Annotated in this window: 22 protein-coding genes and 1 pseudogene; 14 read left to right on the plus strand and 9 right to left on the minus strand. The window is 60.3% G+C overall.

Features of this window, described 5'->3' with window-relative positions; all coding sequences use genetic code 11:
- Nucleotides 1-69 precede the first annotated feature (69 nt).
- A complete protein-coding gene (locus tag IB246_RS05865) occupies nucleotides 70-1,656 on the minus strand; it encodes an ABC transporter substrate-binding protein (protein WP_008038017.1) in 1,587 nt (528 codons plus the stop codon).
- A 446-nt stretch (nucleotides 1,657-2,102) separates the two neighbouring features.
- On the opposite strand from IB246_RS05865, the gene rpmB reads away from it, so the two are divergent.
- Both rpmB and rpmG read left to right on the plus strand, forming a co-directional pair.
- On the plus strand, nucleotides 2,103-2,336 hold the full coding sequence (rpmB, locus tag IB246_RS05870; protein WP_003176907.1) for a 50S ribosomal protein L28: 234 nt from the start codon (nucleotides 2,103-2,105) through the stop codon (nucleotides 2,334-2,336).
- An 11-nt stretch (nucleotides 2,337-2,347) separates the two neighbouring features.
- The gene (rpmG, locus tag IB246_RS05875) at nucleotides 2,348-2,503 is read left to right on the plus strand and encodes a 50S ribosomal protein L33 (protein ID WP_007894709.1); all 156 of its coding nucleotides are present in this window, start codon (nucleotides 2,348-2,350) and stop codon (nucleotides 2,501-2,503) included.
- Between the two features lie 183 nt (nucleotides 2,504-2,686).
- On the opposite strand, the gene IB246_RS05880 is transcribed toward rpmG, so the two are convergent.
- On the minus strand, nucleotides 2,687-3,049 hold the full coding sequence (locus tag IB246_RS05880; RefSeq protein ID WP_008030568.1) for a cupin domain-containing protein: 363 nt from the start codon (nucleotides 3,047-3,049) through the stop codon (nucleotides 2,687-2,689).
- Nucleotides 3,050-3,298: 249 nt separating this feature from the next.
- On the opposite strand from IB246_RS05880, the gene IB246_RS05885 reads away from it, so the two are divergent.
- Both IB246_RS05885 and IB246_RS05890 read left to right on the plus strand, forming a co-directional pair.
- Nucleotides 3,299-4,792, plus strand: a complete 1,494-nt coding sequence (locus tag IB246_RS05885) for an aldehyde dehydrogenase (RefSeq protein ID WP_008038003.1) — start codon at nucleotides 3,299-3,301, stop codon at nucleotides 4,790-4,792.
- 184 nt (nucleotides 4,793-4,976) lie between these two features.
- Nucleotides 4,977-6,122, plus strand: coding sequence for an MFS transporter (locus tag IB246_RS05890; protein ID WP_008038002.1), 1,146 nt, complete (start codon nucleotides 4,977-4,979; stop codon nucleotides 6,120-6,122).
- A gap of 107 nt (nucleotides 6,123-6,229) precedes the next feature.
- Here IB246_RS05890 and IB246_RS05895 read toward each other — a convergent pair whose 3' ends face one another.
- Nucleotides 6,230-7,798, minus strand: a complete 1,569-nt coding sequence (locus IB246_RS05895) for a phospholipase D family protein (RefSeq protein WP_008038001.1) — start codon at nucleotides 7,796-7,798, stop codon at nucleotides 6,230-6,232.
- A 60-nt stretch (nucleotides 7,799-7,858) separates the two neighbouring features.
- The gene (locus IB246_RS05900; protein WP_008038000.1) at nucleotides 7,859-9,292 is read right to left on the minus strand and encodes a PLP-dependent aminotransferase family protein; all 1,434 of its coding nucleotides are present in this window, start codon (nucleotides 9,290-9,292) and stop codon (nucleotides 7,859-7,861) included.
- Nucleotides 9,293-9,471: 179 nt separating this feature from the next.
- Here IB246_RS05900 and IB246_RS05905 point away from each other — a divergent pair, with 179 nt between their 5' ends.
- Complete coding sequence (locus tag IB246_RS05905; RefSeq protein WP_008037999.1) at nucleotides 9,472-9,717, plus strand: DUF1127 domain-containing protein; 246 nt, start codon at nucleotides 9,472-9,474, stop codon at nucleotides 9,715-9,717.
- 116 nt (nucleotides 9,718-9,833) lie between these two features.
- Here IB246_RS05905 and IB246_RS05910 read toward each other — a convergent pair.
- Nucleotides 9,834-11,089 (minus strand): annotated as a pseudogene (locus IB246_RS05910) (NAD(P)/FAD-dependent oxidoreductase).
- Nucleotides 11,090-11,236: 147 nt separating this feature from the next.
- On the opposite strand from IB246_RS05910, the gene IB246_RS05915 reads away from it, so the two are divergent.
- Nucleotides 11,237-11,590: a YkgJ family cysteine cluster protein gene (locus tag IB246_RS05915; RefSeq protein WP_007947437.1), complete on the plus strand. Its 354-nt coding sequence runs from the start codon at nucleotides 11,237-11,239 to the stop codon at nucleotides 11,588-11,590.
- 112 nt (nucleotides 11,591-11,702) lie between these two features.
- Here the strand turns inward: IB246_RS05915 and IB246_RS05920 are convergent, their stop codons facing one another.
- Nucleotides 11,703-12,191, minus strand: coding sequence for an Lrp/AsnC ligand binding domain-containing protein (locus IB246_RS05920; protein WP_003177284.1), 489 nt, complete (start codon nucleotides 12,189-12,191; stop codon nucleotides 11,703-11,705).
- A 156-nt stretch (nucleotides 12,192-12,347) separates the two neighbouring features.
- On the opposite strand from IB246_RS05920, the gene dadA reads away from it, so the two are divergent.
- The 6 genes from dadA to IB246_RS05950 all read left to right on the plus strand — a co-directional run bounded on the left by dadA (nucleotide 12,348) and on the right by IB246_RS05950 (nucleotide 18,580).
- Nucleotides 12,348-13,652 carry a D-amino acid dehydrogenase gene (dadA, locus tag IB246_RS05925; protein ID WP_008030556.1) on the plus strand — a complete coding sequence of 435 codons (1,305 nt, stop codon included), beginning with the start codon at nucleotides 12,348-12,350 and terminating at the stop codon, nucleotides 13,650-13,652.
- The gene (locus IB246_RS05930; protein ID WP_008030554.1) at nucleotides 13,624-13,977 is read left to right on the plus strand and encodes a RidA family protein; all 354 of its coding nucleotides are present in this window, start codon (nucleotides 13,624-13,626) and stop codon (nucleotides 13,975-13,977) included. Before dadA ends, IB246_RS05930 begins: the two co-directional genes overlap by 29 nt.
- Nucleotides 13,978-14,074: 97 nt before the next feature.
- Nucleotides 14,075-15,148 (plus strand): alanine racemase, encoded by a 1,074-nt coding sequence (gene alr / locus IB246_RS05935; RefSeq protein WP_008037994.1) that lies wholly within the window; start codon nucleotides 14,075-14,077, stop codon nucleotides 15,146-15,148.
- Between the two features lie 125 nt (nucleotides 15,149-15,273).
- The gene (locus tag IB246_RS05940) at nucleotides 15,274-15,822 is read left to right on the plus strand and encodes a cupin domain-containing protein (protein ID WP_007947433.1); all 549 of its coding nucleotides are present in this window, start codon (nucleotides 15,274-15,276) and stop codon (nucleotides 15,820-15,822) included.
- 182 nt (nucleotides 15,823-16,004) lie between these two features.
- Nucleotides 16,005-16,418, plus strand: coding sequence for a c-type cytochrome (locus tag IB246_RS05945; protein ID WP_032828815.1), 414 nt, complete (start codon nucleotides 16,005-16,007; stop codon nucleotides 16,416-16,418).
- Nucleotides 16,419-16,657: 239 nt separating this feature from the next.
- Nucleotides 16,658-18,580: an acetyl-CoA hydrolase/transferase C-terminal domain-containing protein gene (locus IB246_RS05950; protein ID WP_008037992.1), complete on the plus strand. Its 1,923-nt coding sequence runs from the start codon at nucleotides 16,658-16,660 to the stop codon at nucleotides 18,578-18,580.
- A 128-nt stretch (nucleotides 18,581-18,708) separates the two neighbouring features.
- Here IB246_RS05950 and IB246_RS05955 read toward each other — a convergent pair whose 3' ends face one another.
- Together IB246_RS05955 and rep are read right to left on the minus strand one after the other, a co-directional pair.
- Entirely contained in the window at nucleotides 18,709-19,281 is a 573-nt protein-coding gene (locus IB246_RS05955) for a xanthine phosphoribosyltransferase (protein WP_008030547.1), read from the minus strand.
- Between the two features lie 69 nt (nucleotides 19,282-19,350).
- Complete coding sequence (gene rep / locus IB246_RS05960) at nucleotides 19,351-21,360, minus strand: DNA helicase Rep (RefSeq protein WP_008030544.1); 2,010 nt, start codon at nucleotides 21,358-21,360, stop codon at nucleotides 19,351-19,353.
- Between the two features lie 263 nt (nucleotides 21,361-21,623).
- On the opposite strand from rep, the gene IB246_RS05965 reads away from it, so the two are divergent.
- The gene (locus IB246_RS05965) at nucleotides 21,624-23,297 is read left to right on the plus strand and encodes a putative bifunctional diguanylate cyclase/phosphodiesterase (protein WP_008037990.1); all 1,674 of its coding nucleotides are present in this window, start codon (nucleotides 21,624-21,626) and stop codon (nucleotides 23,295-23,297) included.
- A gap of 103 nt (nucleotides 23,298-23,400) precedes the next feature.
- Here IB246_RS05965 and IB246_RS05970 read toward each other — a convergent pair whose 3' ends face one another.
- On the minus strand, nucleotides 23,401-24,789 hold the full coding sequence (locus IB246_RS05970; protein ID WP_008037988.1) for a NorM family multidrug efflux MATE transporter: 1,389 nt from the start codon (nucleotides 24,787-24,789) through the stop codon (nucleotides 23,401-23,403).
- A 158-nt stretch (nucleotides 24,790-24,947) separates the two neighbouring features.
- Here IB246_RS05970 and IB246_RS05975 point away from each other — a divergent pair, with 158 nt between their 5' ends.
- On the plus strand, nucleotides 24,948-25,868 hold the full coding sequence (locus IB246_RS05975) for a LysR substrate-binding domain-containing protein (protein ID WP_008030538.1): 921 nt from the start codon (nucleotides 24,948-24,950) through the stop codon (nucleotides 25,866-25,868).
- Nucleotides 25,869-26,028: the final 160 nt, after the last annotated feature.

Here is a 26,028-nt window from a genome sequence, read left to right on the forward strand (position 1 = left end):
AGCTTGGGTGTTGAATGTGCTGACGCCATCGCCAGCAAGCTGGCTCCTACAAGGTTTTGCGTGTGGCTGTTATTTGAGGTTGACCTTGGAGTAGTCCTGGCGGCCGAAGGGGCTGACCGAGTACCCGTCTACTTCCTTGCGCATCAGCGCGAAGGCCGTCGGGTGGGCCAGCGGTAGCCACAGCGCCTGCTGCTGGATCTGCGCCTGAGCCTGTTCATAGAGCTTGGTGCGTACACCTTGCTCGGAGGTGGTCTTGCCGGCACTGATCAGCTTGTCCAGGTCCTGGTTGCAGTAACGGGCGAAGTTGGTGCCGGACTTGACCGCCGCGCAGGAGAACTGCGGCGTCAGGAAGTTGTCCGGGTCGCCGTTGTCGCCAGCCCAGCCCATGAACAGCAGGTCGTGTTCGCCGGCCTTGGCGCGGCGGATCACTTCGCCCCATTCGATCACGCGTATCTCGGCCTGAATGCCGATTTCCGCCAGGTCCGACTGGAGCAGTTGCGCGCCGAGGCTTGGGTTGGGGTTCAGCAGGCTTCCGGACGGGCGGGTCCAGATCGTCGTCTGGAAACCGTCTTTCAGGCCAGCCTTGGCCATCAATGCCTTGGCTTTTTCAACGTCATGCGCGTAGCCCGGCAAGCCTTTGGCGTAGCTCCAGGTATTTGGCGGATACGGGCCGTTGGCGGCTTCGGCGGTGTCTTCGAACACGGCTTTGACGTAGTTGGCCTTGTCGAACGCGAGGTTGATCGCCTGGCGCACTTCAGGCTTGTCCAGCGGCGGATGTTGGCTGTTGATGGCAACGAACGCGGTCATGAACGCATCAGTCTTTTCGACTTTCAGTGTCGGCTCTTTCAGCGCGGCTTGTACGTCCAGTGGTTTGGGCGAGAGGGCGATCTGGCACTCGTTACGACGCAGTTTCTGCAATCGCACGTTGGCGTCTGGGGTGATGGCGAAGATCAGCGGGTCCACCGAAGGCTTGCCACGGAAGTAGTCCGGGTTGGCCTTGTAGCGAATCGTTGCGTCCTTCTGAAAACGCGTGAACACGAACGGGCCGCTGCCGATCGGTTGGCTGTTGAGCTTCTCCGGGGTGCCGGCTTTCAGCAACTGGTCGGCGTATTCGGCGGAGTAGATCGAGGCGAAGCCCATGCTCAGGGTCGGCAGGAACGTCGATTCCGGATGATCGAGGGTGAAGCGCACGGTCAGCGGATCCAGCGCGTCGATCTTCTTGATCAGTGCCGGTAATTGCATCGATTGCGCGTGCGGGAAGCCGCTCTGCGCCACTTTGTGCCACGGATTTGCCGGGTCGAGCATGCGCTCGAAGCTGAATTTCACGTCTTCGGCGGTCAGTTCGCGGGTCGGACTGAAGTATTCGGTGCGGTGGAATTTCACCTGCGGGTGCAACTTGAACACGTAGGTCAGGCCATCCGGGCTGACTTCCCAGCTGTCCGCAAGGCCGGCGACCACTTTGCCGCTGGCGGTATCGAAGTCCACCAAACGGTTCATCAGCACGTCGGCCGAGGCGTTGGTGGTGGTCAGCGAGTTGTATTGCACCACGTCGAACCCTTCCGGGCTGGCCTCGGTGCAGACGCTCAGGGCGGCGGCGTGGGCCAGCGGGCTCAGTAGAAGCGGGGCGAGCAACAGCGGTAGGGCAGCGAGGCGCATGGTCGGATTCCTTTACAGATCGAAGGCCCATCTGCAAGTGCAGTCTGGAAAAGGCTTACCCTAGAGGGCTCTTTTGTAAATGACTATCCCCTTTTTCATTTTAAGGGGACTATGTGCGATCGTTTTCGGTGAATGCCGGCCGAGAAAACCCCTGGATTGGCCGGTTGGCCGATTTTCTGCGACGAGCGGTCTTTATCGACGATAGCCTTTACCCAAGGCGCTCGCAGCCTGAAAAATGGGGTTTTTATCAAGTCGGTGCGCACGGAATGTTGTTGCACCTCAGTCTTTCTGGTATAAAGCAGCGCTCTTTTCTAGGGGCCCGGTTCCTTCACTGTAGGTGTAGCCGGTAAGACCTCTAAAGAAACGCGGCGCCTGGCGCCAAATGACTGAGAGATTAAGCGGCCAACCCATGCCGGGTTGGGCATGTGGTTTTAGAGGGCTGAGGCATGTCGAGAGTATGTCAAGTTACCGGTAAGGGTCCGGTGACTGGGAATAACATTTCCCACGCAAACAACAAAACCCGTCGTCGTTTCCTGCCGAACCTGCAGCATCACCGCTTCTGGGTTGAAGAAGAGAAACGTTTCGTGCGTCTGCGCGTATCTGCCAAAGGCATGCGTATCATCGACAAGCGTGGCATCACTGTCGTGCTGGCCGAAATCCGCGCCGCTGGCAAGATCTAAGGGAGCTAATCATGCGTGAATTGATTCGTTTGATTTCGAGCGCCGGTACTGGTCACTTCTACACTACCGACAAGAACAAGCGCACTACTCCGGACAAAATCGAGATCAAGAAATTTGATCCGGTTGTTCGCAAGCACGTGATCTACAAAGAAGGCAAAATCAAGTAATTGATTTTTCCCTCTTACGAAAAAGGCCCGTATCGCGAGATACGGGCCTTTTTTGTTGCCTGAGGGTTTTGCGTTTCCTGTTAGGGCCCCTTCGCGGGAAAGCCTCGCTCCTACAGGGCGGACGCAATCCACTGTAGGAGCGAGGCTTGCCCGCGAAGAGGCCGGCCCGAACAACGCAAGTCTTCAGGCCTTCTGTTCAAACGCCACATAAATCTTGCGGCACGGCTCCAGCACTTCCCAGGTGCCACGAAAGCCCGCCGGGATCACGAAGCGATCACCCACGCGCAGTGTCTTGGCATTGCCGTCGAGGTCACGCAGCACTGAAACACCCTGAACGATTTCGCAGTATTCGTGCTCGGTGAAGTTCACCGTCCACTGGCCAACCGCGCCTTCCCACACGCCGGCATTCAACTGGCCGCAAGGGCTGTTGTAGTGGTTGTAAACCACTTGCTCGGGGTCGCCCTTCAAGATTTTCGCCGGGTCCGGCCTGTAACGCTCGGGCTCGGTAGTGGCTTGGCTAAAATCGACGATATTCTGGATGCTCATTATTGTTATCCCCCGTGATTGCGGCGCGAGTGGCTGGAAAGATGGCTGGAAAGCCTAAAGTCTATGTTTATTAAAATGAACACCGCAAGGCCGTTTACCGACCTTATGTCAAATATATTGAAACAACCCCGGCCACTGGTTTAGGGTGACGGTTGCCTTCAGCCGAATTGCAGGCTGGCTGGGCAGAATTCCTGGGGACGTCCGCGAAGAACGCGGGGCGCTCGTATTCAATAAGAGGAGGACACTCGAATGACCACCCTGACTCGTGCCGATTGGGAACAACGGGCTCGCGATCTGAAGATCGAAGGCCGTGCCTACATCAATGGCGAATACACTGATGCCGTCTCCAGCGAGACCTTCGAGTGCATCAGTCCGGTCGATGGCCGTCTGCTGGGCAAGATTGCCAGCTGTGACGCCGCCGACGCCCAGCGCGCTGTTGAAAACGCTCGCGCCACGTTCAATTCCGGCGCCTGGTCGCGTTTGGCCCCGACCAAACGCAAAGCCACCATGATCCGTTTTGCCGGCCTGCTGAAACAGCACGCCGAAGAGCTGGCCCTGCTTGAAACCCTCGATATGGGCAAGCCAATCAGCGATTCGCTGTACATCGACGTTCCCGGCGCGGCGCAAGCCCTGAGCTGGAGCGGTGAGGCTATCGACAAGATCTACGACGAAGTCGCTGCGACCCCGCACGATCAGTTGGGTCTGGTCACTCGCGAGCCGGTTGGCGTTGTCGGTGCCATCGTGCCGTGGAACTTCCCGCTGATGATGGCCTGCTGGAAACTCGGCCCGGCGCTGTCCACCGGTAACTCGGTGATCCTCAAGCCATCCGAAAAATCACCGCTGACCGCCATCCGCATCGCGGCGCTGGCCGTTGAAGCCGGCATCCCGAAAGGCGTACTGAACGTGCTGCCGGGCTACGGTCACACGGTCGGCAAGGCCCTGGCCCTGCACAACGATGTCGACACGCTGGTGTTCACCGGTTCGACCAAGATCGCCAAGCAACTGCTGATCTACTCGGGCGAATCGAACATGAAGCGCGTCTGGCTCGAAGCTGGCGGCAAGAGCCCGAACATCGTGTTCGCCGATGCGCCGAACCTGCAGGAAGCTGCGGAAGCGGCTGCGGGCGCCATCGCCTTCAACCAGGGCGAAGTCTGCACCGCCGGTTCGCGCCTGCTGGTCGAACGTTCGATCAAGGACCAATTCCTGCCGCTGGTGATCGAGGCCTTGAAGGCCTGGAAGCCGGGCAACCCGCTGGACCCGGCGACCAACGTCGGCGCGCTGGTGGACACCCAGCAGATGAACACCGTGCTGTCCTACATCGAATCCGGCCACACCGACGGCGCCAAACTGGTTGCTGGCGGCAAGCGCACGCTGCAGGAAACCGGCGGCACCTACGTTGAGCCGACGATTTTCGACGGCGTCAGCAACGCGATGAAAATCGCCCAGGAAGAAATCTTTGGCCCGGTGCTGTCGGTCATCGCTTTCGATACCGCCGAAGAAGCCGTCGCGATTGCCAACGACACGCCTTACGGCCTGGCTGCTGCGGTGTGGACCAAGGACATCTCGAAGGCGCATCTGACCGCCCGTGCATTGCGTGCCGGTAGCGTGTGGGTCAACCAGTACGATGGTGGCGACATGACCGCACCGTTTGGCGGCTTCAAGCAGTCGGGTAACGGCCGTGACAAATCGCTGCATGCGTTCGACAAGTACACCGAGCTGAAGGCGACCTGGATCAAGTTGTAAGCCAGTAGGGGAGCCTGTCTAAAACAGGTTCCCCCTCAGGACGCGAATCCCCTGTGGGAGCGAGCCTGCTCGCGATTGCGGTGTAACAGTCGACGAAAATGTTGAATGTTGCTCCGTCATCGCGAGCAGGCTCGCTCCCACAGTGTTTTGTGTTGCACAAAAAATATCCACAGGAGCGTGGAACATGCGTTGGGCGACTTATTTCGCCGTGTTGGCGTCTGTCTTGAGTGTCGGCCTGGCCCTGGGTGTCAGCATGCCGCTGGTTTCGTTTCGCCTGGAAGGCTGGGGTTACGGTTCGTTTGCCATCGGCGTAATGGCCGCGATGCCGGCGATTGGCGTATTGCTGGGGGCGAAGATCTCCAGCCATCTGGCGGCTCGCCTCGGCACGGCCAATCTGATGCGCTTGTGCCTGTGGGCCGGGGCGGCCTCCATCGGTTTGCTGGCACTGTTGCCGAGTTATCCGGTGTGGCTGGTGCTGCGGCTGATGATCGGGGTGATCCTGACCCTCGTCTTTATCTTGGGTGAAAGCTGGATCAACCAGTTGGTGGTCGAGCAATGGCGCGGCCGGTTGGTGGCGCTGTATGGCAGCAGCTATGCGCTGAGTCAGCTGGCCGGGCCTTTGTTGTTGGGTGTTCTGGGGACTGAGCACGATTATGGATTCTGGGTCGGCGTAGGTTTGCTGACGGTGGCGCCGTTCCTGTTGCTCGGCCGCAGCGGTGCGCCGACCAGCGAAGCCTGCAGCGTGACCTTCAGCGACTTGTGGGGCTTTTGCCGAGGTCTGCCGGCGATTGCTTGGGGCGTGGCGCTGTTCGCGGCGTTCGAGGCGATGATCCTGACCTTGCTGCCGGTCTATTGCCTGCGCCAGGGCTTTACCACGGAAATCGCGTTGGCGATGGTCAGCACCGTGGTGGTGGGCGATGCCTTGCTGCAATTGCCGATTGGCGCACTGGCGGATCGCTTGTCGCGACGTACGTTGTTCACCGGTTGCGCTGTGGTGCTGATGCTCTCGAGCCTGGCGATTCCATTGCTGATCGACACGTTGCTGATCTGGCCATTGTGGGTGTTGTTCGGCGCCAGTGCCGGGGGCTTGTTCACCTTGTCGCTGATCCTGATTGGCGAGCGTTATCGCGACGATGCGCTGGTACGGGCCAATGCGCATATTGCGCAGTTGTGGGGCATTGGTTGCCTGGTCGGACCATTGGCGGCTGGCGCCGGTAGTCAGTGGATCAGCGGTCATGCGTTGCCGTTGTTGATGGCGGCGGGGGCGTTCGGACTGGTGATTTTGCTGTCGCGCCAAGGTGCGTTCGGCACGGTTGCTGAACCTGCCTGACCCCGAAATGTAGGAGCGAGCCTGCTCGCGATGGTGTGTCAGTCAAACCTGTGTGGCTGACACACCATCGCGAGCAGGCTCGCTCCTACAGGGGTGTTTATTGTGGGTTAGAGCATCTTCTCCAGTCCCACGGCGGTGCTCATCCACCCATTGAAATGGCGCCACCAGCTTCCCGGTTCATCGGTCAATGTGTGCATTTTTCCGTCGTCTTCGGTCACCCAGACGATCTGATTGTTTTCCAGTTTCACCTCATAACTCAGAGGCGGCGCCATACCTTCCAGCGCCGCCTTGCGCACATAGACAGCGAGTTCGGGGCTGTCTACCAGCACCCCGACCTCGGTGTTCCACAGCAGCGAGCGCGGGTCGAAGTTGAACGAGCCGATGAAGGATTTCTGCTGGTCGAAGATCATCGCTTTGCTGTGCAGGCTCGAATCGGAACCCCGGTATGGCTTGCTGTAGAAAATATGCGGCCCGCTGCCGCCGCCTTCGCCGGGCTGGCGACGCAATTCGTACAACTTCACGCCATGTTCCAGCAATGCCCGGCGATAGGGCGCGTAGCCGCCGTGCACCGCCGGTACATCGGTGGCTTCCAGCGAGTTGGTCAGCAGGCTGACAGAGACCCCGGCATCGGCGCGGCCGGTCAGGTAAACCAGCCCTGGCTGACCCGGTACGAAGTAAGCCGAGATCATGATCAGCTCTTTGCTGACCCCGTTAAGCTCTGGCGCCAGTTGCGTGGTCAGCAGCAATTGAGGATCGGGCTCGCCGTCTGACAAAACCTTGCTCGGTGCGTCCCACAACGCCTGGTTCCAGGCCCAGATCAGCTCCCGGCGCCAGATGTCCATGCGCGGGTTTGTGGTGTAAGTCATCAGCCGCTGATACAACGCGTGATTCTGTTTGCGCGTCTCTTCCAGTGATTCTTCCAGGCGCGTGCGGGTGTTTTGCAGGTCCTTTTGCGTCGGTCGGCTCGACAGGAATTCATCGATCGGCTTGCTCAGCGCACTGTTCCAATACTGGTCGAAGCTGTGGCCCAGCTGCTCGGCGACCGGGCCGACGCCGAGCATGTCGATGTCGGTGAAATTCAGGTTGGGCTCGGCATCGAAATACTCGTCCCCCAGGTTACGGCCGCCAACGATGGCGGCGCTGTTGTCCGCCAGCCACAGCTTGTTGTGCATGCGCCGGTGTTGCAGCGACAGGTTGAACAGCCGGCCCATGGTCCGCGTTACGCCGGTGCTGCGGCCCAAGTGCAGCGGGTTGAACAGGCGGATCTGGATCTGCGGGTGCGCCGCCAGCGTGGCGATGATCCAGTCGAGGCCATCGCTGGTGGTGTCGTCGAGCAGGATTCTCACGCGTACGCCACGGTCGGCAGCCTTGAGCAGTTCGTCCACCAGCATCCGTGTGCTGATGCCGTCATGGACGATGTAGTACTGCAAGTCGAGGCTGCTTTGGGCGTTGCGGATCAGCTCGGCACGGGCCATGAACGCTTCGCCGCTATTGGACAGCAGACGAAAGCCGGACTTGCCCTCATGGGGCGCGGCCTGGGCCTGGATTGATCGACCGAATGCCGAGTCGCTGGCGGGCAGCGCCTGGCTCGGTTCGCGTTGAACATCGAGACTGGCGCAACCGCCCAGGAGCGAGGCGAGTAGCAGCAGAGCGAGTAGGGGCTGTCTGACTCTCACGTGGGATCGGTCCGATTGGCGGCAGGTGTCGACATATGGACGCTGGATCTCGGCTAAAGGTCAGTCAGTGAAGTTCTCATTTTCCGCCAGCAGTTTGATTGCCGCCGCGCCGACCTTGCGCACCGCGTCTTCGATCTGTGGTGTTGGCTTGGCAGCGTAGTTCATCCGCAGGCAATTGCGGTATTTGCCCGAGGGCGAAAAGATGCTGCCGACGGCAATCTGTACGCCTTGGTCATGCAGGGCGCGGTTCAGTTTCAGGGTGTCGAAGCCATCGGGCAGTTCGACCCAGAGCATGAAACTGCCTTGCGGCCGACTGGCGCGGGTGCCGGCGGGAAAATAGCGGCTGACCCAGTCGATCATGATGTCGCGATTGCGCTGGTATTGTGCGCGCACCCGCCGCAAATGAGGCTCGAAGTGACCGGCCTTGAGGAATTCGGCGATGGCAATCTGCGGTTGCGGCGCTGTGCTGCCGGTGCTGATGTATTTCATGTGCAGCACCCGCTCCAGATAGCGGCCCGGTGCAACCCAGCCGATGCGCAGGCCGGGTGCCAGCGTTTTGGAGAAGGAACTGCAGAGCAGGACGCGGCCGTCTTCGTCGAAGGATTTGATCGTGCGCGGTCGCGGGTAGTTGTAGGCCAGTTCGCCATACACATCGTCCTCGATGATCGCCACGTCGAAGCGCTGTGCGAGCGTCAACAACGCTCGTTTGCGCGATTCCGGCATGATGTAGCCCAGCGGGTTGTTGCAGTTGGGGGTCAACTGTATGGCCTTGATCGGCCATTGCTCTAGAGCCAGTTCCAGCGCATCGAGGCTGATCCCGGTCAGCGGGTCGGTGGGGATTTCCAGGGCTTTCATGTTCAAGCCCTTGAGCGTCTGCATGGCGCCGTGAAAGCTCGGCGAATCCACCGCGACGATGTCGCCCGGCTCACAGATGGAGCGAATGCTGGTGGACAGCGCTTCGTGGCAGCCGGTGGTGATCACCAGGTCGTTGGCCGTCAGTTGGCAGCCGGAGTCGAGCATCAGGCGGGCGATTTGCTCACGCAGTTCGAGGGTGCCGTGGATGTTGTCGTAATACAGGCCGGGCATGTCCTGTCGCCGACTGATGCGCGCGAGGTTGCGCAGCAACGGTTTCATGGTTGGCGTGGTGATGTCCGGCATGCCGCGACCCAGTTGCACCACGTCTTTGCGCGGCACCGCGCGGATCAGTTCCAGCACCTGGTCCCACTGCGAGATATCCACAGGACGTTGCGCCGGACGGCCAATCGCCGGCAGTTCCGGCAGGTCGCGGCTAGCCGGGACGAAGTAGCCGGACTTGGGTTTCGGCATCGCCAGGCCGCTGTCTTCCAGCACTCGATAGGCCTGCTGCACCGTGCTCAGGCTGACCCCGTGTTCGACGCTCAATGCCCGCACCGACGGCAGCCGGTCGCCGGGGCGATAGAAGCCCTGTTCGATCCGCGTGCCGAGCAATTCGGCGAGGTTGATGTAAAGGGTCATGGCGCAGTCTCGGTGTGAGTGATTCGGTTGACCAGTACAGATCGGGCAAAAAATTGTAATTCAGAGGTTAAAACGGTAAATCTGTATGGAATTAATACAGGCTGGTTGAATCTGTAATGCTTTTCGCCGTCCGCGCATCATGAAAGCTCTGGCTACCCAAGTAAACAGGAGCAATCAAAATGAACGGCTTGAGCGATGTGCGGCTGACGTTACGCAGTCAGGAACTGGCGGCAGGGCAAATCAACGGTACGCGCGAGGCGTTGATGCGCAACGCACCGTCGGGCCTGAGTCGCTGGGGTCTGTTCTGGCATCGTCTGCACACGCGCAAGGCGTTGCTGGAACTGACGCCGGAGCAATTGCGGGATGTCGGGTTGAGCCGGGAACAGGCGCGGGATGAGGGGCTTAAGCCTTTCTGGCGGATCTGAGGTTTGTGGTGTTCATTAGATCCATTCGCGGGCAAGCCTCGCTCCTACAGGATGTGCGTTCAACTGTAGGAGCGAGGCTTGCCCGCGAAGGCGTCATCACTGACGCCACAAATCCCTCAGACCAACTCTTTAAGCCGATGCCACAACATCCCCAACGCCAACAGCGGCGAACGCAAATGCTTCCCGCCGGGGAAGGTAATGTGCGGCACCTTGGCAAACAGATCGAACCCGCCACCCTGCTGACCACTGATCGCTTCGGCCAGCAACTTGCCCGCCAGGTGCGTGGCATTCACGCCGTGACCTGAATAAGCCTGGGCGTAATACACGTTCGGCTGGTCCTTGAGTCGACCGATCTGCGGTAATCGGTTTGCGCCAATGCCGATCATCCCACCCCACTGATAATCAATCCTCGCGCCGGCCAGTTGCGGGAACACTTCAAGCATCTTCGGCCGCATATACGCGGCGATGTCCTTGGGGTCGCGACCTGAATAATGGCAGGCGCCACCGAACAGCAAGCGTCGATCCGCCGAGAGCCGGTAATAATCCAGCGCCACCCTTTGATCACACACCGCCATGTTCTGCGGCAGCAGTTCATGTGCCTGTTCTTCGCTCAAGGGTTCGGTGGCGATGATGTAGCTGCCGGCGGGCAACACCTTGCCGCTGAGTTCGGGGTTGAGTTGGTTGAGGTAGGCGTTGCAGCCCAGCACCAGGGTTTTTGCGCGAACCGAACCTTGAGCCGTATGGACCTTCACCTCCGGGCCGTAATCAATGCGGGTCACTGCCGATTGCTCAAACAGTCTGGCGCCCAGTTGCTGCGCAGCGGCGGCTTCGCCCAATGCCAGATTCAGTGGGTGCAAATGGCCCGAACCCATGTCGATCAGGCCGCCGACGTAGCGATCGGAACCCACCACGCTGTGCATCTCATGGGCTTGCAGCAATCGGGTTTCGTAGCGGTAGCCGAGGTCGCGCAGTTCTTCGGCGTCTTCGGCGAAACCTTCCAGGTCAGGTCGCAAGGGATCTGAAAACGCTCGACGCGCTGTCGGACGATTTCCACGGCTTCCAGGCCCATGAGTTTCATCTGACGCACGCCGTCCGTGCCGATCACGTTGGCGAACTGATCGAGCCCATGACCGACGCCACGAATCAGTTGCCCACCATTACGGCCGCTGGCGCCCCAGCCAATCTTGTGCGCTTCGAGCAGCACCACGCTGAGGCCACGCTCTGCCAGCTCAAGCGCGGTGTTCAGCCCGGAAAACCCGCCGCCGACCACACACACATCGGCTACCAGCTCACCTTTCAACACCGGATGATCGGGCTGCGGCAGGCTGCTGGCGGCGTAATAAGAGGCGGTGTGCTGAGCACGGGCATTCATGCGCATCATCCTGGTTTTTGTGTCTAGAAAATTTGACGGAGCATAAGCCGGACCTTCCGGCGCGGGCAACACTGGTCGGTTGTGGCTGTCTGGATCGGCGCGTTTGCGTCAGAATCGCGCTCCAGTCCGCTTTGGGTCACCGTTTCGATGAGCTGCAACAGTCAGAAAATCCGCACGTTGCGACAGCAGATTCCCTCGTTCGAGTGCGTGCCCGGCTGCCATGACTGCTGCGGGCCGGTGACCACCTCGCCGGAAGAAATGTCCCGCCTGCCGCGCAAGACCCGCGCCGAGCAGGATGCGGCGATGGATGAGCTCAACTGCGTGCACTTGGGGCCCAACGGATGCACGGTGTATGACGAGCGACCGCTGATTTGCCGGTTGTTCGGCACCACCAAGACGTTGCCGTGCCCGAATGGGCGGGGGCCGGTGGAGTTGATTCATCCGCGGGTGGAGAAGCAGATTCATGAGTACATGGCTTCTACCCGGCAGGTGCTCGTCTAAGTCGAGACCGAGTCGCCTGTAATCGCCAGCAGGCTAGCTCCCACATTGGAATGCATTTCAACTGTGGGAGCTAGCCTGCTAGCGATGGGGGCTGAACAGGCACCACAAAGTCTCAATCCGGAATCGGCAGACTCAGACTCTCCTTCACCTCTTCCATCACGATATAACTCTTCGATTCGCGCACATGCGGCAGCTTGAGCAGGATGTCGCCCAGCAGCTTTCGATAAGACGCCATCTCCGAGATCCGCGCCTTCACCAGGTAGTCGAAATCCCCTGACACCAAATGGCATTCCAGCACATGGGGCAGTTTCAGCACCGCGCGTCGGAACTCTTCGAAAGTATCGCCGGATTTGTAGTCGAGGCTGATCTCGACGAACACCAGCAGACTACCCTTGAGGTGCTGCGGGTTCAGCCGGGCGTTGTAGCCCATGATGATCCCTTCGCGCTCCAGGCGCCGGACCCGCTCGGTGCAGGGCGTGGTCGAGAGCCCGACCTTTTCCCCAAGCTCCGTGAAGGAGATACGCCCGTCCGCTTGCAGGATCCGCAGGATGTTGCGGTCGATCTTGTCCAGCTCACGTTTGGTCTGAGTGTTGGTACGCATAGGGGATGCGCCTCCGTGAAAAGCGTTTTTGCCGAGAATTGTCGCCAAATATAGGTGCTTATATAGTGAAATGCACTGGCTAATCTTTTTTAAACTGCCCACATCTACGGTCTGTTCTACAAACGTCAGCGGCACGCCGCGATGAGGGATATGAAAATGCGCGTTATGGTCTTGGGTAGCGGCGTCATCGGTACCACCAGTGCTTATTATCTGGCGCGTGCCGGGTTCGAAGTGGTGGTGGTGGACCGTCAGCCGGCTGCGGCCATGGAGACCAGTTTCGCCAACGCCGGGCAGGTTTCGCCGGGTTATGCCTCGCCGTGGGCCGCGCCGGGTGTGCCGCTCAAGGCCATCAAGTGGCTGTTGCAGCGCCACGCACCGCTGGCGATCAAGGCCACTGCCGACATCGACCAATACCTGTGGATGGCGCAGATGCTGCGCAACTGTACCGCCAGCCGTTATGCGGTGAACAAGGAGCGCATGGTCCGTCTGTCCGAGTACAGCCGTGACTGCCTCGACGAACTGCGCGCCGAAACCGGCATTGCCTACGAAGGCCGCAGCCTCGGTACTACTCAATTGTTCCGCACCCAGGCTCAACTCGACGGCGCCGCGAAAGACATCGCCGTACTGAAAGAGTCCGGCGTGCCGTTCGAACTGCTCGACCGTGCCGGCATTGCTCGCGTTGAACCGGCGCTGGCCAGCGTGACCGATATCCTTGCCGGTGCCCTGCGCCTGCCGAACGACCAGACCGGCGATTGCCAGATGTTCACCAGCCGCCTGGCCGAAATGGCTGTGAAACTGGGTGTGGAATTCCGCTTCGGCCAAGACATTCAGAAGCTCGACTACGCCGGTGATCGCATCAACGGTGTGTGGATCGACGGCAAGCTGGAAACCGCTGACCGCTACGTATTGGCACTCGGCAGCTACTCGCCGCAGTTGCTCAAGCCGCTGGGCATCAAGGCACCGGTTTACCCGCTCAAGGGTTACTCCCTGACCGTGCCGATCACCAACCCGGCGATGGCCCCGACGTCGACCATTCTCGACGAGACCTACAAGGTCGCGATCACCCGTTTCGACAACCGCATCCGCGTCGGTGGCATGGCTGAAATCGCCGGTTTTGACCTGTCGCTGAACCCGCGTCGGCGCGAAACCCTGGAGATGATCGTCAACGACCTTTATCCTCAGGGCGGCGATCTGGCCCAGGCAAGTTTCTGGACCGGTCTGCGTCCGACCACGCCGGACGGCACGCCGATTGTGGGTGCAACGCCGTTCAGCAACCTGTTCCTGAACACCGGTCACGGCACCCTCGGCTGGACCATGGCGTGCGGCTCCGGTCGCTTGCTGGCCGACCTGATGGCGAAGAAAACGCCGCAGATCAGTGCAGAAGGCCTCGATATTTCCCGTTATGGCAGCAAAGTCCAGGAGCCCGCAAAACATGGCAATCCAGCGCCAGCTCACCAATGAGCGCATGAGTCAGATCGTCGCTCACAACGGTACGGTGTATTTGGCAGGGCAGGTCGGCGACGACATGAACGCCGGGATTGAACAGCAGACTCGCGAAACCCTCGCCAATATCGAGCGTTTGCTGGATATGGCGGGTACCGACAAGCATCATTTGCTGTCGGTGACGATTTACCTGAAAGACATCGACGCGCACTTCGAAGGCATGAACGCGGTGTGGGACAAGTGGCTGCCAAAAGGCGTCGCACCGGCCCGTGCAACGGTTGAGTCGAAGCTGTGCGAACCGGAAATCCTGATCGAGCTGTCGGTTGTAGCCGCTCTGCCGTAAGCCTGTCAGAAAGATCCCTCTCCCGGTGCTGTTGGCGGTTCACGCTGTCAGCCAGCGCCGGTTTTTATTCCCATGACCGCCTAGAAGCCCTGCCGCCATGCGTCCAGCCCGTGCCCTGATCGACCTTCAAGCCCTGCGTCACAACTACCGGATCGCCCGTGAACTCACCGGGGCCAAGGCCCTCGCAGTGATCAAGGCGGATGCCTACGGCCATGGCGCGGTGCGTTGCGCCCAGGCGCTGGAAGCCGAGGCGGACGGGTTTGCCGTGGCGTGCATCGAAGAAGCACTGGAGCTGCGCGCTGCCGGCATTCGCGCGCCGGTGTTGTTGCTGGAAGGTTTTTTCGAAGCCGACGAGCTGGCGCTGATCGTCGAGCATGATTTCTGGTGCGTGGTGCATTCGCTGTGGCAGCTTGAAGCCATCGAAAAAGCCGCGCTGAGCAAGCCGATCACTGTCTGGCTCAAACTCGATTCGGGCATGCACCGGGTCGGTCTGCATCCAAAGGATTACCAATCGGCCTATCAACGGCTGCTGGCCAGCGGTAAGGTCGCGAAAGTGGTGCTGATGAGCCACTTCGCCCGCGCCGATGAGCTGCACAGTCAAGCCAGTGCCGAGCAGGTGGCCGTGTTTGAAGCGGCCCGTCAGGGTTTGTCCGCCGAGATAAGCCTGCGTAACTCGCCGGCAGTGCTCGGTTGGCCACAGATTCCAAGCGACTGGGTGCGTCCGGGCATCATGCTCTACGGCGCCACGCCTTTCGAAGAAGCCAACGCCGTGGCCTCGCGCCTGCAACCGGTGATGACCCTGGAATCGAAAGTGATTTGCGTGCGTGAGCTGCCGGCCGGTGAGCCGATCGGTTACGGCGCCAAATTCATCACCCAGAAGCCGATGCGCGTTGGCGTGGTGGCGATGGGTTATGCCGATGGCTATCCGCGTCACGCACCGACCGGTACGCCGGTGATGGTCGCCGGGCAGCTCAGCCAGTTGATCGGCCGGGTGTCGATGGACATGCTGTGCATCGATCTGACCGATGTACCGCAAGCCGGGCTGGGTTCGACCGTCGAGTTGTGGGGCAAAAACGTGCTCGCCAGCACCGTGGCGGAAGCCGCGGACACGATTCCCTATCAGATCTTCTGCAACCTGCGCCGGGTTCCGCTGCTCTATTCCGGGGCTTGACCCGAACCTCGCGGACCGGAAGTCGCTTCGCCGAACAGGATTCAGGCCAAAGTGTTGTAAATACTGAACGCTGTCGCCATGATAACGCTCAATATTCCTACAACCTGAATCCTGGAGGCGCAAGCTTGGACGTCGGTGAACGACTGCAATCCATCCGTAAGCTCAAAGGTCTTTCGCAGCGTGAACTCGCCAAACGCGCGGGCGTCACCAACAGCACCATTTCGATGATCGAGAAGAACAGCGTCAGCCCCTCGATCAGTTCGCTGCGCAAGGTTCTGGGCGGGATTCCCATGTCGATGGTCGAGTTCTTTTCCGAAGAGATCCTGCAGGAAAAACCGACTCAGATCGTCTACAAGGCTAACGAGCTGATCGATATTTCCGATGGCGCAGTGACCATGAAACTGGTCGGCCGGGCTCACCCGAGCCGCGCCATTGCCTTCCTCAATGAAATCTACCCGCCTGGCGCCGACACCGGTGACGAGATGCTCACCCATGAGGGCGAGGAAACCGGGATTCTGGTGGAAGGGCGACTGGAGCTGGTGGTCGGGCTGGAAACTTTTGTGCTCGAAGCCGGTGATAGCTACTACTTTGAAAGTACCAAGCCGCACCGTTTCCGTAATCCGTTCGACGCGCCGGCGCGACTAATCAGCGCAGCCACGCCAGCGAATTTCTAAGAGAAGAGGCGTCCTGCCAGCACGGCAGCGGCACCCAAAGGGTTTTTCCGCGGCGCAACAAGACCCCTTCGACTTTGGGGTTGTTTCAGTGCGGCGGGCTTACCGCTATACTTGCGCCCGCCTGCGAACCGTGGCCGTAGGCGTGACTAGCCACCATTGAGGGTGAACGCGTGAACCTAATTATGAAAATGCTGGCTGCACCAGCAACCGTATTGGCCCTTTGGGCTGTCAGCGCTCAAGCTGCGACGAATGACGATATTGCAAAACGCCTTGATCCAGTTGGCCAAGTTTGTGTTCAGGGTCAAGAGTGCAAGGGGATGGAAGTCGCTGCTGCTTCTGGCGGCGGTGGCGGTGCCAAGGCACCTAAAGACGTGATTGCAAAACATTGCAATGCTTGCCACGGCACCGGCCTGTTGGGCGCGCCGAAAATCGGCGACAAGGCTGCCTGGAAAGAACGCGCCGATCACCAGGGCGGTCTCGACGGCATCCTGGCCAAAGCCATTACCGGTATCAATGCGATGCCGCCTAAAGGCACCTGCGCCGACTGCTCCGACGACGAGCTGAAAGGCGCCATCAAAGAGATGTCCGGCCTGTAACACGCCCGCATCGTCAGCGAAAAAGCCGCCTCCGGGCGGCTTTTTTGTGCCCGTTCACCTGTAGGAGCCGGCTTGCCGGCGATGAACGATCACACGGTTTGTCTGGTTAACCGCGGCGTCTGGATCGCCGGCAAGCCGGCTCCTACAAGGTTTTGTGTTGGCATCCGGGGCTGTTCATTGCAGCAAAGACCCGGCAAGCTCGGTCCAACCCCAATTCATGGAATGTAAGGGAGGATCAGATGGTGCAGCTGTGTTCTATCGAGCAAGCGGTCGATGAGGTGCTGGCGCGGTTGCCGGCGCATATCCACATGGGCCTGCCCCTCGGTCTGGGCAAACCCAACCACTTCGTCAACGCGCTGTATCAACGCGTTGCGCAATTGCCCGAGCGCAAGCTGACGATCTACACCGCGCTGTGCCTGGGCCGTCCTGCATTGGGCGACGGCTTGCAGAAGCGCTTCCTCGAACCCTTCATCGAACGGGTATTCGGCGATTATCCGGAGCTGGATTTCCTCGCGGGCCTGCGCAAGGACAACCTGCCGCCCAACATCCATATTCAACAGTTTTTCATGCAGCCCGGCAGCCTGCTTCATAGCGAATCCGCCCAGCAGGACTACGTGAGCAGCAACTACAGCCACGCCGCGCGGGACATCAACGCGGCCGGTTTGAACCTGGTTGCGCAACTGGTGGCCAGCCACTCCGAACACCCTGATCGCCTGAGCCTGAGCTGCAACCCGGACATCACCCTCGACCTGTTTCCGATGATCGCCAAGCGCAGGGCGGCGGGTGAGACAGTCCTGCTCGTGGGCCAGGTGCATAACGACTTGCCGTACATGCCCGGTGACGCGGAAATCGGCATCGACACTTTCGACCTGCTGGTCGACGAGAAAGACAACACCACGCTATTCTCGACGCCGAACATGCCGGTGGGTTTCCAGGACCATTTCATCGGCCTGCACGCCAGCGCGCTGGTCCGCGATGGCGGCACCTTGCAGATCGGCATCGGCGCCATGGGCGATGCGCTGACGGCGGCGTTGCTGGCGCGGCAGGCGGATAACGACGGATACAAGGCGTTGTTGGCCGACGTAAATCTCAGCCAGTGGGCGCAGTTGATAGACCGCGAAGGGGGTTTGGAACCGTTCGCCAAAGGCCTTTACGGTTGCAGCGAAATGTTCGTCAACGGCCTGCTGGTGCTGGTCGACGCCGGGATCGTGCGGCGCAAGGTCTACCCCGATGTGCCAACCCAACTACAGGCGAATGCCGGCACGCTGGATGAAGCGGCGCAAACCGACGGCATCTCGGTGCACGGCGGATTCTTCCTCGGGCCGCGCAGTTTCTACGAGCGTCTTCGAGAGCTGCCCCAGAGCAAGCGACTCGAATTCAACATGACCCGTATCAGCTACATCAACGAGCTGTATGGTCAGGAGGAACTCAAACGCTTGCAGCGCCTGGATGCGCGCTTTATCAACACCGTGTTCACCATGACGTTGCTTGGCGCCGGCGTGGCCGATCAGCTTGAAGACGGGCGGGTACTGAGCGGCGTCGGCGGGCAATACAACTTCGTCGCCCAGGGCCATGCGCTGGAAGGCGCGCGTTCGATTCTGCTGCTGCGAAGCTGGCGCGAGTCGGGCGGGGAGGTCAGTTCCAACATCGTCTGGGAGTACGGCCATTGCACGATCCCGCGGCATCTGCGGGACATCGTGGTCACTGAATACGGTATCGCGGATTTGCGTGGCAAGACCGATGCAGCGGTGATCGAGGCGTTGCTGAACATCAGCGATTCACGGTTCCAGCCCGGCTTGATCGAGCAGGCGCAGAGTGCCGGGAAACTGCCGAAGAGTTTTCGTCTCGATCCGCGTTTTGCCGACAACCGACCAGAACGTTTACAGGCGATTCAGGCGCGGCATCCGCAGTTGTTTCCGGAGTATCCGCTGGGGAGTGATTTCACCGCGCATGAGCGGGATTTGTTGCGGGCGCTGAACTGGTTGAAGAGCAAGTTCAAGCTGACGGAAATTCTGGAGTTGGGCAAGGCGGCGCTGGATGCGCCGGAGCCGGCAGCGTTTCCCGAGCATCTGGAGCGCATGCAACTGACCAACCCGGAAGGGTTGAAAGAGGACCTGTTTCAGCGGCTGCTGCTCACCGGCCTCAAAGCCACCGCGCAATAACAGCCAACCCAAAACAACTGTGGGAGCCAGCCTGCTGGCGATGACGGTCTGTCAGGCATGAAGATTTTGACTGACACGACGCCATCGCCAGCAGGCTGGCTCCCACAGGGGAAATGCGGTGCTGCTGGTTATTCGATAAAGGTCACGACGCCGCCAGCCAGCGACTTAACGCGAGCCAGCGATTCAACGCGATAACCCTGCGCATCCAGTTCCGCACGTCCACCCTGGAACGACTTCTCGATCACGATACCCAGACCGGCCACGGTCGCGCCGGCCTGTTTGATGATCGAGATCAGCGCTTGCGACGCCTTACCGTTGGCCAAAAAGTCATCGATGATCAGCACGCGGTCGCTGCTAGTCAGGTGGCGCGGGGAGATCGCCACGGTGCTTTCGGTCTGCTTGGTGAACGAGTAAACGGTCGCCGACAGCAGGTTTTCGGTCAGGGTCAGGGACTGATGCTTGCGCGCGAAAATCACCGGTACGCCCAGGTTCAGGCCGGTCATGATCGCCGGCGCGATGCCCGAGGCTTCGATGGTGACGATCTTGGTGATGCCCGAGTCCTTGAACAGCGCAGCGAACTCGTCGCCGATCAGTTTCATCAGCGCCGGGTCGATCTGGTGGTTCAAAAAGGCGTCGACCTTCAGGACCTGATCGGAAAGCACGATGCCTTGTTCGCGAATTTTCTGGTGCAGTGCTTCCATGAAGCGTTCCTCTACTGGCGCCATGTGCGCCTAGTTTGTCAAAAGGTGTCGGTTAAAAAGTGCTCAATTCTAGCGCTTTAACATCGCCCGTATATCGGCCAATGCGGTATTGCCGCGAACGGCTTTGACTTCTACCGGCGTGTCGTCGGTGCCTTCCCAGGCCAGGTCGTCCGGCGGCAGTTCATCGAGGAAGCGGCTGGGCGCGCAGTCGATGATCTCGCCGTACTGCTTGCGCTTGGCCGCGAAGGTGAAGGCCAGGGTCTGACGTGCGCGGGTAATGCCAACGTAGGCCAGGCGGCGTTCTTCTTCGATGGTGTCGGCTTCGATGCTGGAGCGGTGTGGGAGGATTTCCTCTTCCATGCCCATGATGAACACGTAAGGGAATTCCAGCCCTTTGGAGGCGTGCAAGGTCATCATCTGCACGCCTTCGGCGCCGTCTTCCTCTTCCTGCTGACGTTCCAGCATGTCGCGCAGGACGAGTTTGCCGATGGCGTCCTCGACGGTCATCTCGCCTTCTTCGTCTTTCTCCAGGGTGTTTTTCAACGCCTCGATCAGGAACCAGACGTTACCCATGCGGTAGTCGGCGGCCTTGTCGCTGGAGCTGTTGGTGCGCAGCCAGTTCTCGTAGTCGATGTCCATGACCATGCTGCGCAACGCCGAAATCGGGTCTTCGCCGGCGCACTGCTCGCGGACCTTGTCCATGAAACGCTTGAAGCGCGACAGGCGATCGGTGAAACGCGCATCCAGATGCTCGCCCAGGCCGATTTCGTCGGTGGCGGCGTACATCGAGATTTTGCGTTCGGTGGCGTAGTTGCCGAGCTTCTCAAGCGTCGTCGAACCGATCTCCCGGCGTGGCACGTTGATCACCCGCAGGAAGGCGTTGTCGTCGTCCGGGTTCACGATCAGGCGGAAGTAGGCCATCAGGTCCTTCACTTCCTGGCGTCCGAAAAAGCTGTTGCCGCCGGACAACCGATACGGAATCTGGTGGTGTTGCAGCTTCAGCTCGATCAGCTTGGCCTGATAGTTACCGCGATACAGGATCGCGAAATCGCTGTACGGCCGGTCGGTGCGCAAGTGCAGGGTCAGCAGCTCGACCGCCACGCGCTCGGCTTCGGCGTCTTCGTTGCGGCAGCGGATCACGCGGATCTCGTCGCCGTGACCCATCTCGCTCCACAGCTGCTTTTCGAACTCGTGCGGGTTGTTCGAGATCAGCACGTTGGCGCAGCGCAGGATGCGGCTGGTGGAGCGATAGTTCTGCTCCAGCATCACCACTTTCAGGGACGGGTAGTCGTCCTTGAGCAGCATCAGGTTTTCCGGGCGGGCGCCGCGCCAGGCGTAGATCGACTGGTCGTCATCGCCCACCACGGTGAACTGGTTGCGCGTGCCGATCAGCAACTTCACCAGCAAATACTGGCTGGCGTTGGTGTCCTGGTATTCGTCCACCAGCAGGTAGCGGACTTTGTTCTGCCACTTTTCGAGGATGTCGGCGTGTTCCTGGAACAGTTTCACCGGCAGCAGGATCAGGTCGTCGAAGTCCACCGCGTTGAACGCCTTGAGCGTGCGCTGGTAGTGGGTGTAGACGATGGCGGCGGTCTGTTCCTTGGGATTGCGCGAGTTTTCCAGGGCTTCGGCGGGCAGGATCAGGTCGTTTTTCCACGAGCCGATCATGTTCTTGATCTCGTCGACGCCGTCGTCGCCCGCGTATTCCTTCTGCATGATGTCGGTCATCAGGGCTTTGACGTCGGTCTCGTCGAAGATCGAGAAGCCCGGTTTGTAGCCCAGCCGCACGTGTTCCTTGCGGATGATGTTCAGGCCCAGGTTGTGGAAGGTGCACACCGTCAGGCCACGGCCTTCGCCGCCTTTGAGCAGGGTGCCGACCCGTTCCTTCATCTCGCGCGCGGCCTTGTTGGTAAAGGTCATGGCGACGATGTACTGGGCGCGGATGCCGCAGTTCTGGATCAGGTGCGCGATTTTGCGCGTGATCACGCTGGTCTTGCCGGAGCCTGCACCGGCGAGCACCAAAAGAGGGCCGCCGACGTAGCTCACGGCTTCTTGCTGCCGGGGATTGAGTCGGGACATACGTAAATTCAGGAGTCAGTACGAAATGGGCCGGCATTTTAACAGGCTCAGAGAATTGTGCTGCTCTCTCCGACTTGTGACGCAACACGCTATCTATATTTGCCGGTTTTGTTACTTTCACGCAGGATGCGCAACGAATTTGCGACTAATGTTCGTAATTCCGGATACAAAGGCCTCGTTTGATAACTGATGTCGTTGGTCATTGGTTATCGGCACGGCATAATGCCCGCCGCCTACATCATTGCAGAGTCTAGGGAGCTAGCTTGTCTACGCCTGTCGAACCCTTGCGTTTGCTGCTATTGGCCGAAGAGCCAGCGTGGGCAGCGTTGTTGCGCGAGTGTCTGGCTCCGATGGGGAGCTCGGCCGTGCTCATCAGCGCTCCGAGCTGGGAGTCGGTCAGCGCTCTGTTTGATGACAACCGCAGCGCGGTGTTGTTGACGATCCCGGCCCTTCAGCCGGCGCCTGGCCGTTGCAGTTTGCCAACGGTGTTGTTGCTCGAACAAGAGCCGCTGTTGCCGCCCGATGGCGTGAGCGACTGGCTGGTGCGCGATCATCTCGACCCTGGCATGTTGCGCCGTTGCCTGCGCCATGTGCGCGAGCGCGGCGTGCTGGAAAACACCCTGCAACGCCTGGCCGAGCAAGACCCGCTGACCGGTATCGCCAACCGCCAGGGCTTCCAGACCTTGCTGGCCGCGCGACTGGCGGAAAACGACGGCCGTGGCCTGGCCCTTGGGCACCTTGACCTCGACAACTTCCGCCACGCCAACGACGCCCTCGGCCATCAGGCCGGCGACCGCTTGATCCTGCAAGTGGTCGCGCGCCTGAAAAGCCAGCTCGAGGCCGGCGATCAACTGGCGCGGCTGGGCAGCGATGAGTTCGCCCTGCTGATCGACACCCGCCGCGCACCGCAACGCGCCGAATGGATGGCCGAACGCATCACCGAAGCGTTGGCTGAGCCCTATTGGGTCGACGGCGAAAGCCTGTTGATCGGTTCCAGCCTGGGCATCGCCCATGCCCGCGCCCAGGCCGGCGCCGATCCGTTGATGTGGCACGCGCACATCGCCATGCAGCAGGCCAAGAGCACTCAAGGCTGCACCTTTCACATCTTCAACGAACGCATCAACCGCAATGCCCGCAGCATGGCCGACCTCGAAAGCGAGCTGCGCCGGGCGTTGCGTCGCGATGAGCTGGAACTTCATTACCAGCCACGCCTGAACCTTGAAGACGGGCAGATCGTCGGCCTCGAAGCCCTGGTGCGCTGGCGCCATGCCGAGCGTGGGTTGCTGCCACCGAGCGAGTTCGTGCCACTGGCCGAGCAAAGCGGCTTGATCGTGCCACTCGGTTACTGGGTGATTTCCCGCGCGTTGCGCGACATGCAGGCGTTGCGCGAGCTCGGTCTGCCGGCGCTGCACATGGCGATCAACCTGTCGTTCCGCCAGTTTCAGGACAGCCAGTTGCTTTCGACCCTGAGCCGGCTGATTGCCGAACGTGGCGTCGAAGCGCAGTGGCTGGAATTCGAACTGACCGAAACGGCGGTCATGCGCCGCAGCGATCTGGTGAAGCAGACCATGGATGCCCTCGGGCGCCTGGGCGTGCGCTTCTCGCTCGACGACTTCGGCACAGGGTTTTCCTCCTTCGTGCACCTCAACAGCCTGCCGATTGCCTTGCTGAAGGTCGACAAGAGTTTCGTCGGCGGAATGGAAGGGCGCGAAGAGAATCGCAAACTGGTGCACGCGATGATCAACCTGGCGCACAACCTCAATCTGGAAGTGGTCGCCGAGGGCGTGGAAACGCCGGAGCAGCTGGATCTGTTACGCGGGTTTGGTTGCGATCAGGTGCAGGGTTATCTGATCAGCAAGCCGTTGCCGTTGACGGAGCTGATTGAGTATTTGAGTTTTGGCAGCAGTCAGCAGCCGATGCTAGAGATCGTGAGCTAACACTAAATCTGTAGGAGCGAGGCTTGCCCGCGAAGGCGGCGTGTCAGTCGACATTGTTGTTACTGACACGACGCCTTCGCGGGCAAGCCTCGCTCCTACAGGGTTAGGCGATCTCGAAACGCTGAGCTGACGACGGCTCCCGCCGAATCATTCGCTTCATCTTCCACTCGAATGCCAGCGTCAGGCTCACCGCCGCGCACGCCAGGCCCAGCGCCAAGCCCCACCAGACGCCCGTCGGCCCCCAGTGCAAATGGAACGCCATCCACCACGCGGCCGGCGCGCCAATCAGCCAGTAGCAACCCAACCCGACCAGGAACGTGGTCTTGGCGTCCTTGAGTCCGCGAATACAGCCCATGGCGATGGTTTGCGTGCCGTCGAACAGCTCGAACCATGCCGCCACCGCCAGCAGGCTCACCGCCAGTTCGATGACCGGGCGGAAGGCCGGGTCGTTGTGGTCCAGGAACAGGCCGATCAACTGATTCGGCAACAGCCAGAAGACCATCGCGAAACCGAGCATCGCCGCTGCGCCAAAGGCGATCCCGACCCGCCCGGCAAGCCGAGCGTCCAGCAACTGCCCGGCGCCGTAATGCTGGCCGATGCGCATGGTGATCGCATAGGAAAGCCCCGCCGGAATCATGAACGCCACCGAGACGATCTGCAGCGCGATCTGGTGCGCGCCCAATTGCGTACTGCCCATGGTGCCCATGCACAACGCGGCAAAGGCAAACAGCCCGACTTCCACTGCGTAGGTGCCGCCAATCGGCAGGCCCAGGCGCCACAACTCCTTCAGGTACTGCCGGTTTGGCCGCGACAAGCCCTGGCGCAATGGATAGGCGTCGTACGCCGGATGCCGCCGAATATGCAGCGCCAACGCCACGGCCATCAGGTTGGCAACAATTGCCGTGACCAGACCGATACCCACCAGGCCCATTTTCGGCAGGCCGAACATCCCGGTGATCAACGCATAATTGAGCACGAAGTTGGCCACCGTGCCGCCGAGGCTGATGACCATCACCGGCGTCGCCCGGCCAATCGCGCTGGTGAAACCGCGCAGGGCCATGAAGCTCAGGTAGCCGGGCAAGGCGAACGGCAAAATCAACAGGAACTGCCCGGCTGACTGGACGTTGGTTTCGGTCTGGCCAAACATCAGCAACACCGGTTTGAGGTTCCACAGCAGCAACCCGGCGACCAAAGCCATCAACCACGCCAGCCACAACCCGGCCTGGGTCAACCGCGCCGCACCAACGATATCGCCCGCGCCCTGACGGATCGCCACCAACGTGCCGACCGCCGCAATCACGCCGATGCAAAAGATCGACACAAACGAATAGGTTGCCGCGCCGAGTCCGCCGCCGGCCAATGCCTCGGGGCTCAGGCGCGCCATCATCAAGGTGTCGGTGAGGACCATCAGCATGTGCGCCAACTGCGAGGCAATCAACGGCCCCGCCAGCCGCAGGATGGCCCAGAGTTCAATACGTGCTGGATGCTGCATGGTCATCACGCCCGATTATCAAAGAGAACAGGAAAGCGTCGATTCTCGGCGCTCTGCGGGGTTTGCACAAAGGGATAAAAAGGATGGATGGCATGATTAAAACTCATCATGGGGAGTTTCTGATAAGTTGACGAAATTGCGCTATAGGAGCTTTCCGCATGTCTCGTCGTCTTCCTCCCTTGTATGCCCTTCGCGCATTTGAAGCGGCGGCGCGGCATAGCTCGTTTACCCGTGCCGCTGAAGAGTTGTCGATTACGCAGAGTGCGGTCAGTCGGCACATTCGTACGCTTGAAGAGCATTTTGCCTGTCGGCTGTTTCATCGCAGCGGGCGCAATTTGCAATTGACCGAGTCGGCGCGGCTGATCCTGCCGGGCATTCGCGAAGGCTTCACCGCTCTTGAGCGGGCCTGCAATACCTTGCGCGCCGAAGATGACATCCTGCGCATGAAAGCGCCGTCGACCCTGACCATGCGCTGGCTGTTGGCGCGGCTCAGCCGTTTCCGCCACCTGCAACCGGGCAACGAAGTGCAACTGACCAGCGCCTGGATGGACGTCGATTCGGTGGACTTCAACCATGAGCCGTTCGACTGCGCCGTAATCCTCAGCAATGGGCATTTTCCGCCGGACTGGGAGGCGAGCCTGCTGTTCCCGGAGGAGCTGATTCCGGTCGGTGCACCGAATCTTCTGAAGGACCAACCGTGGGACGTCGCGCGCCTGGCCCATGCCGAACTGCTGCACCCGACGCCGGACCGGCGTGACTGGCGCAACTGGCTGGAGCGCATGGGGTTGACGGATCAGGTGTCGCTCAAGGGCGGGCAGGTGTTCGATACGCTGGAGTTGGGCATGATCGCCGCCGCCCGGGGTTATGGTGTGTCGATGGGCGATCTGCTGATGGTGGCCGAAGATGTGGCGCAGGGCCGCCTGAGTTTGCCGTGGCCGACCGCCGTCGCCAGTGGTGAGAATTATTACCTCGTCTGGCCGAAAACCCGCCCAGGAGGTGAACGTTTGCGCCGCCTCAGCGATTTCCTGCAAGGCGAGGTGCGGGCGATGAAATTGCCGGACGTCGAACACTTGTGCTGAATCGATAGAGCCCTTGAAATAGCGGCCTTGAGCCATATCCCGGCTATTTACTCAAGTATTCAGGTTTGCCGCCGAAAATCTGCAGATGGAACCTTCGTGCAGGTTCGACGTAATTCCCCATTATTAGAAATTTTGCTGAGTAGCCGATCAAGGAGGATCA

It is taken from the genome of Pseudomonas sp. PDM01, from assembly GCF_014852325.1.
Lineage (GTDB): Bacteria > Pseudomonadota > Gammaproteobacteria > Pseudomonadales > Pseudomonadaceae > Aquipseudomonas > Aquipseudomonas migulae.

Bases quoted from the DNA above. Each gene is read 5' to 3' on its own strand.
- IB246_RS05955 (WP_008030547.1), bottom strand. From the start codon at position 19,281: ATGGAAGCACTGCACCAGAAAATTCGCGAACAAGGCATCGTGCTTTCC.
- IB246_RS05920 (WP_003177284.1), bottom strand. From the start codon at position 12,191: ATGCGTACCAACACTCAGACCAAACGTGAGCTGGACAAGATCGACCGC.
- IB246_RS05930 (WP_008030554.1), top strand. From the start codon at position 13,624: ATGGCAATCCAGCGCCAGCTCACCAATGAGCGCATGAGTCAGATCGTC.
- IB246_RS05865 (WP_008038017.1), bottom strand. From the start codon at position 1,656: ATGCGCCTCGCTGCCCTACCGCTGTTGCTCGCCCCGCTTCTACTGAGC.
- IB246_RS05970 (WP_008037988.1), bottom strand. From the start codon at position 24,789: ATGCAGCATCCAGCACGTATTGAACTCTGGGCCATCCTGCGGCTGGCG.
- dadA (WP_008030556.1), top strand. From the start codon at position 12,348: ATGCGCGTTATGGTCTTGGGTAGCGGCGTCATCGGTACCACCAGTGCT.
- IB246_RS05905 (WP_008037999.1), top strand. From the start codon at position 9,472: ATGAACGGCTTGAGCGATGTGCGGCTGACGTTACGCAGTCAGGAACTG.
- IB246_RS05885 (WP_008038003.1), top strand. From the start codon at position 3,299: ATGACCACCCTGACTCGTGCCGATTGGGAACAACGGGCTCGCGATCTG.
- IB246_RS05890 (WP_008038002.1), top strand. From the start codon at position 4,977: ATGCGTTGGGCGACTTATTTCGCCGTGTTGGCGTCTGTCTTGAGTGTC.
- IB246_RS05900 (WP_008038000.1), bottom strand. From the start codon at position 9,292: ATGACCCTTTACATCAACCTCGCCGAATTGCTCGGCACGCGGATCGAA.
- IB246_RS05945 (WP_032828815.1), top strand. From the start codon at position 16,005: ATGAAAATGCTGGCTGCACCAGCAACCGTATTGGCCCTTTGGGCTGTC.
- rpmB (WP_003176907.1), top strand. From the start codon at position 2,103: ATGTCGAGAGTATGTCAAGTTACCGGTAAGGGTCCGGTGACTGGGAAT.
- IB246_RS05880 (WP_008030568.1), bottom strand. From the start codon at position 3,049: ATGAGCATCCAGAATATCGTCGATTTTAGCCAAGCCACTACCGAGCCC.
- IB246_RS05915 (WP_007947437.1), top strand. From the start codon at position 11,237: ATGAGCTGCAACAGTCAGAAAATCCGCACGTTGCGACAGCAGATTCCC.
- rep (WP_008030544.1), bottom strand. From the start codon at position 21,360: ATGTCCCGACTCAATCCCCGGCAGCAAGAAGCCGTGAGCTACGTCGGC.
- rpmG (WP_007894709.1), top strand. From the start codon at position 2,348: ATGCGTGAATTGATTCGTTTGATTTCGAGCGCCGGTACTGGTCACTTC.
- alr (WP_008037994.1), top strand. From the start codon at position 14,075: ATGCGTCCAGCCCGTGCCCTGATCGACCTTCAAGCCCTGCGTCACAAC.
- IB246_RS05950 (WP_008037992.1), top strand. From the start codon at position 16,658: ATGGTGCAGCTGTGTTCTATCGAGCAAGCGGTCGATGAGGTGCTGGCG.
- IB246_RS05975 (WP_008030538.1), top strand. From the start codon at position 24,948: ATGTCTCGTCGTCTTCCTCCCTTGTATGCCCTTCGCGCATTTGAAGCG.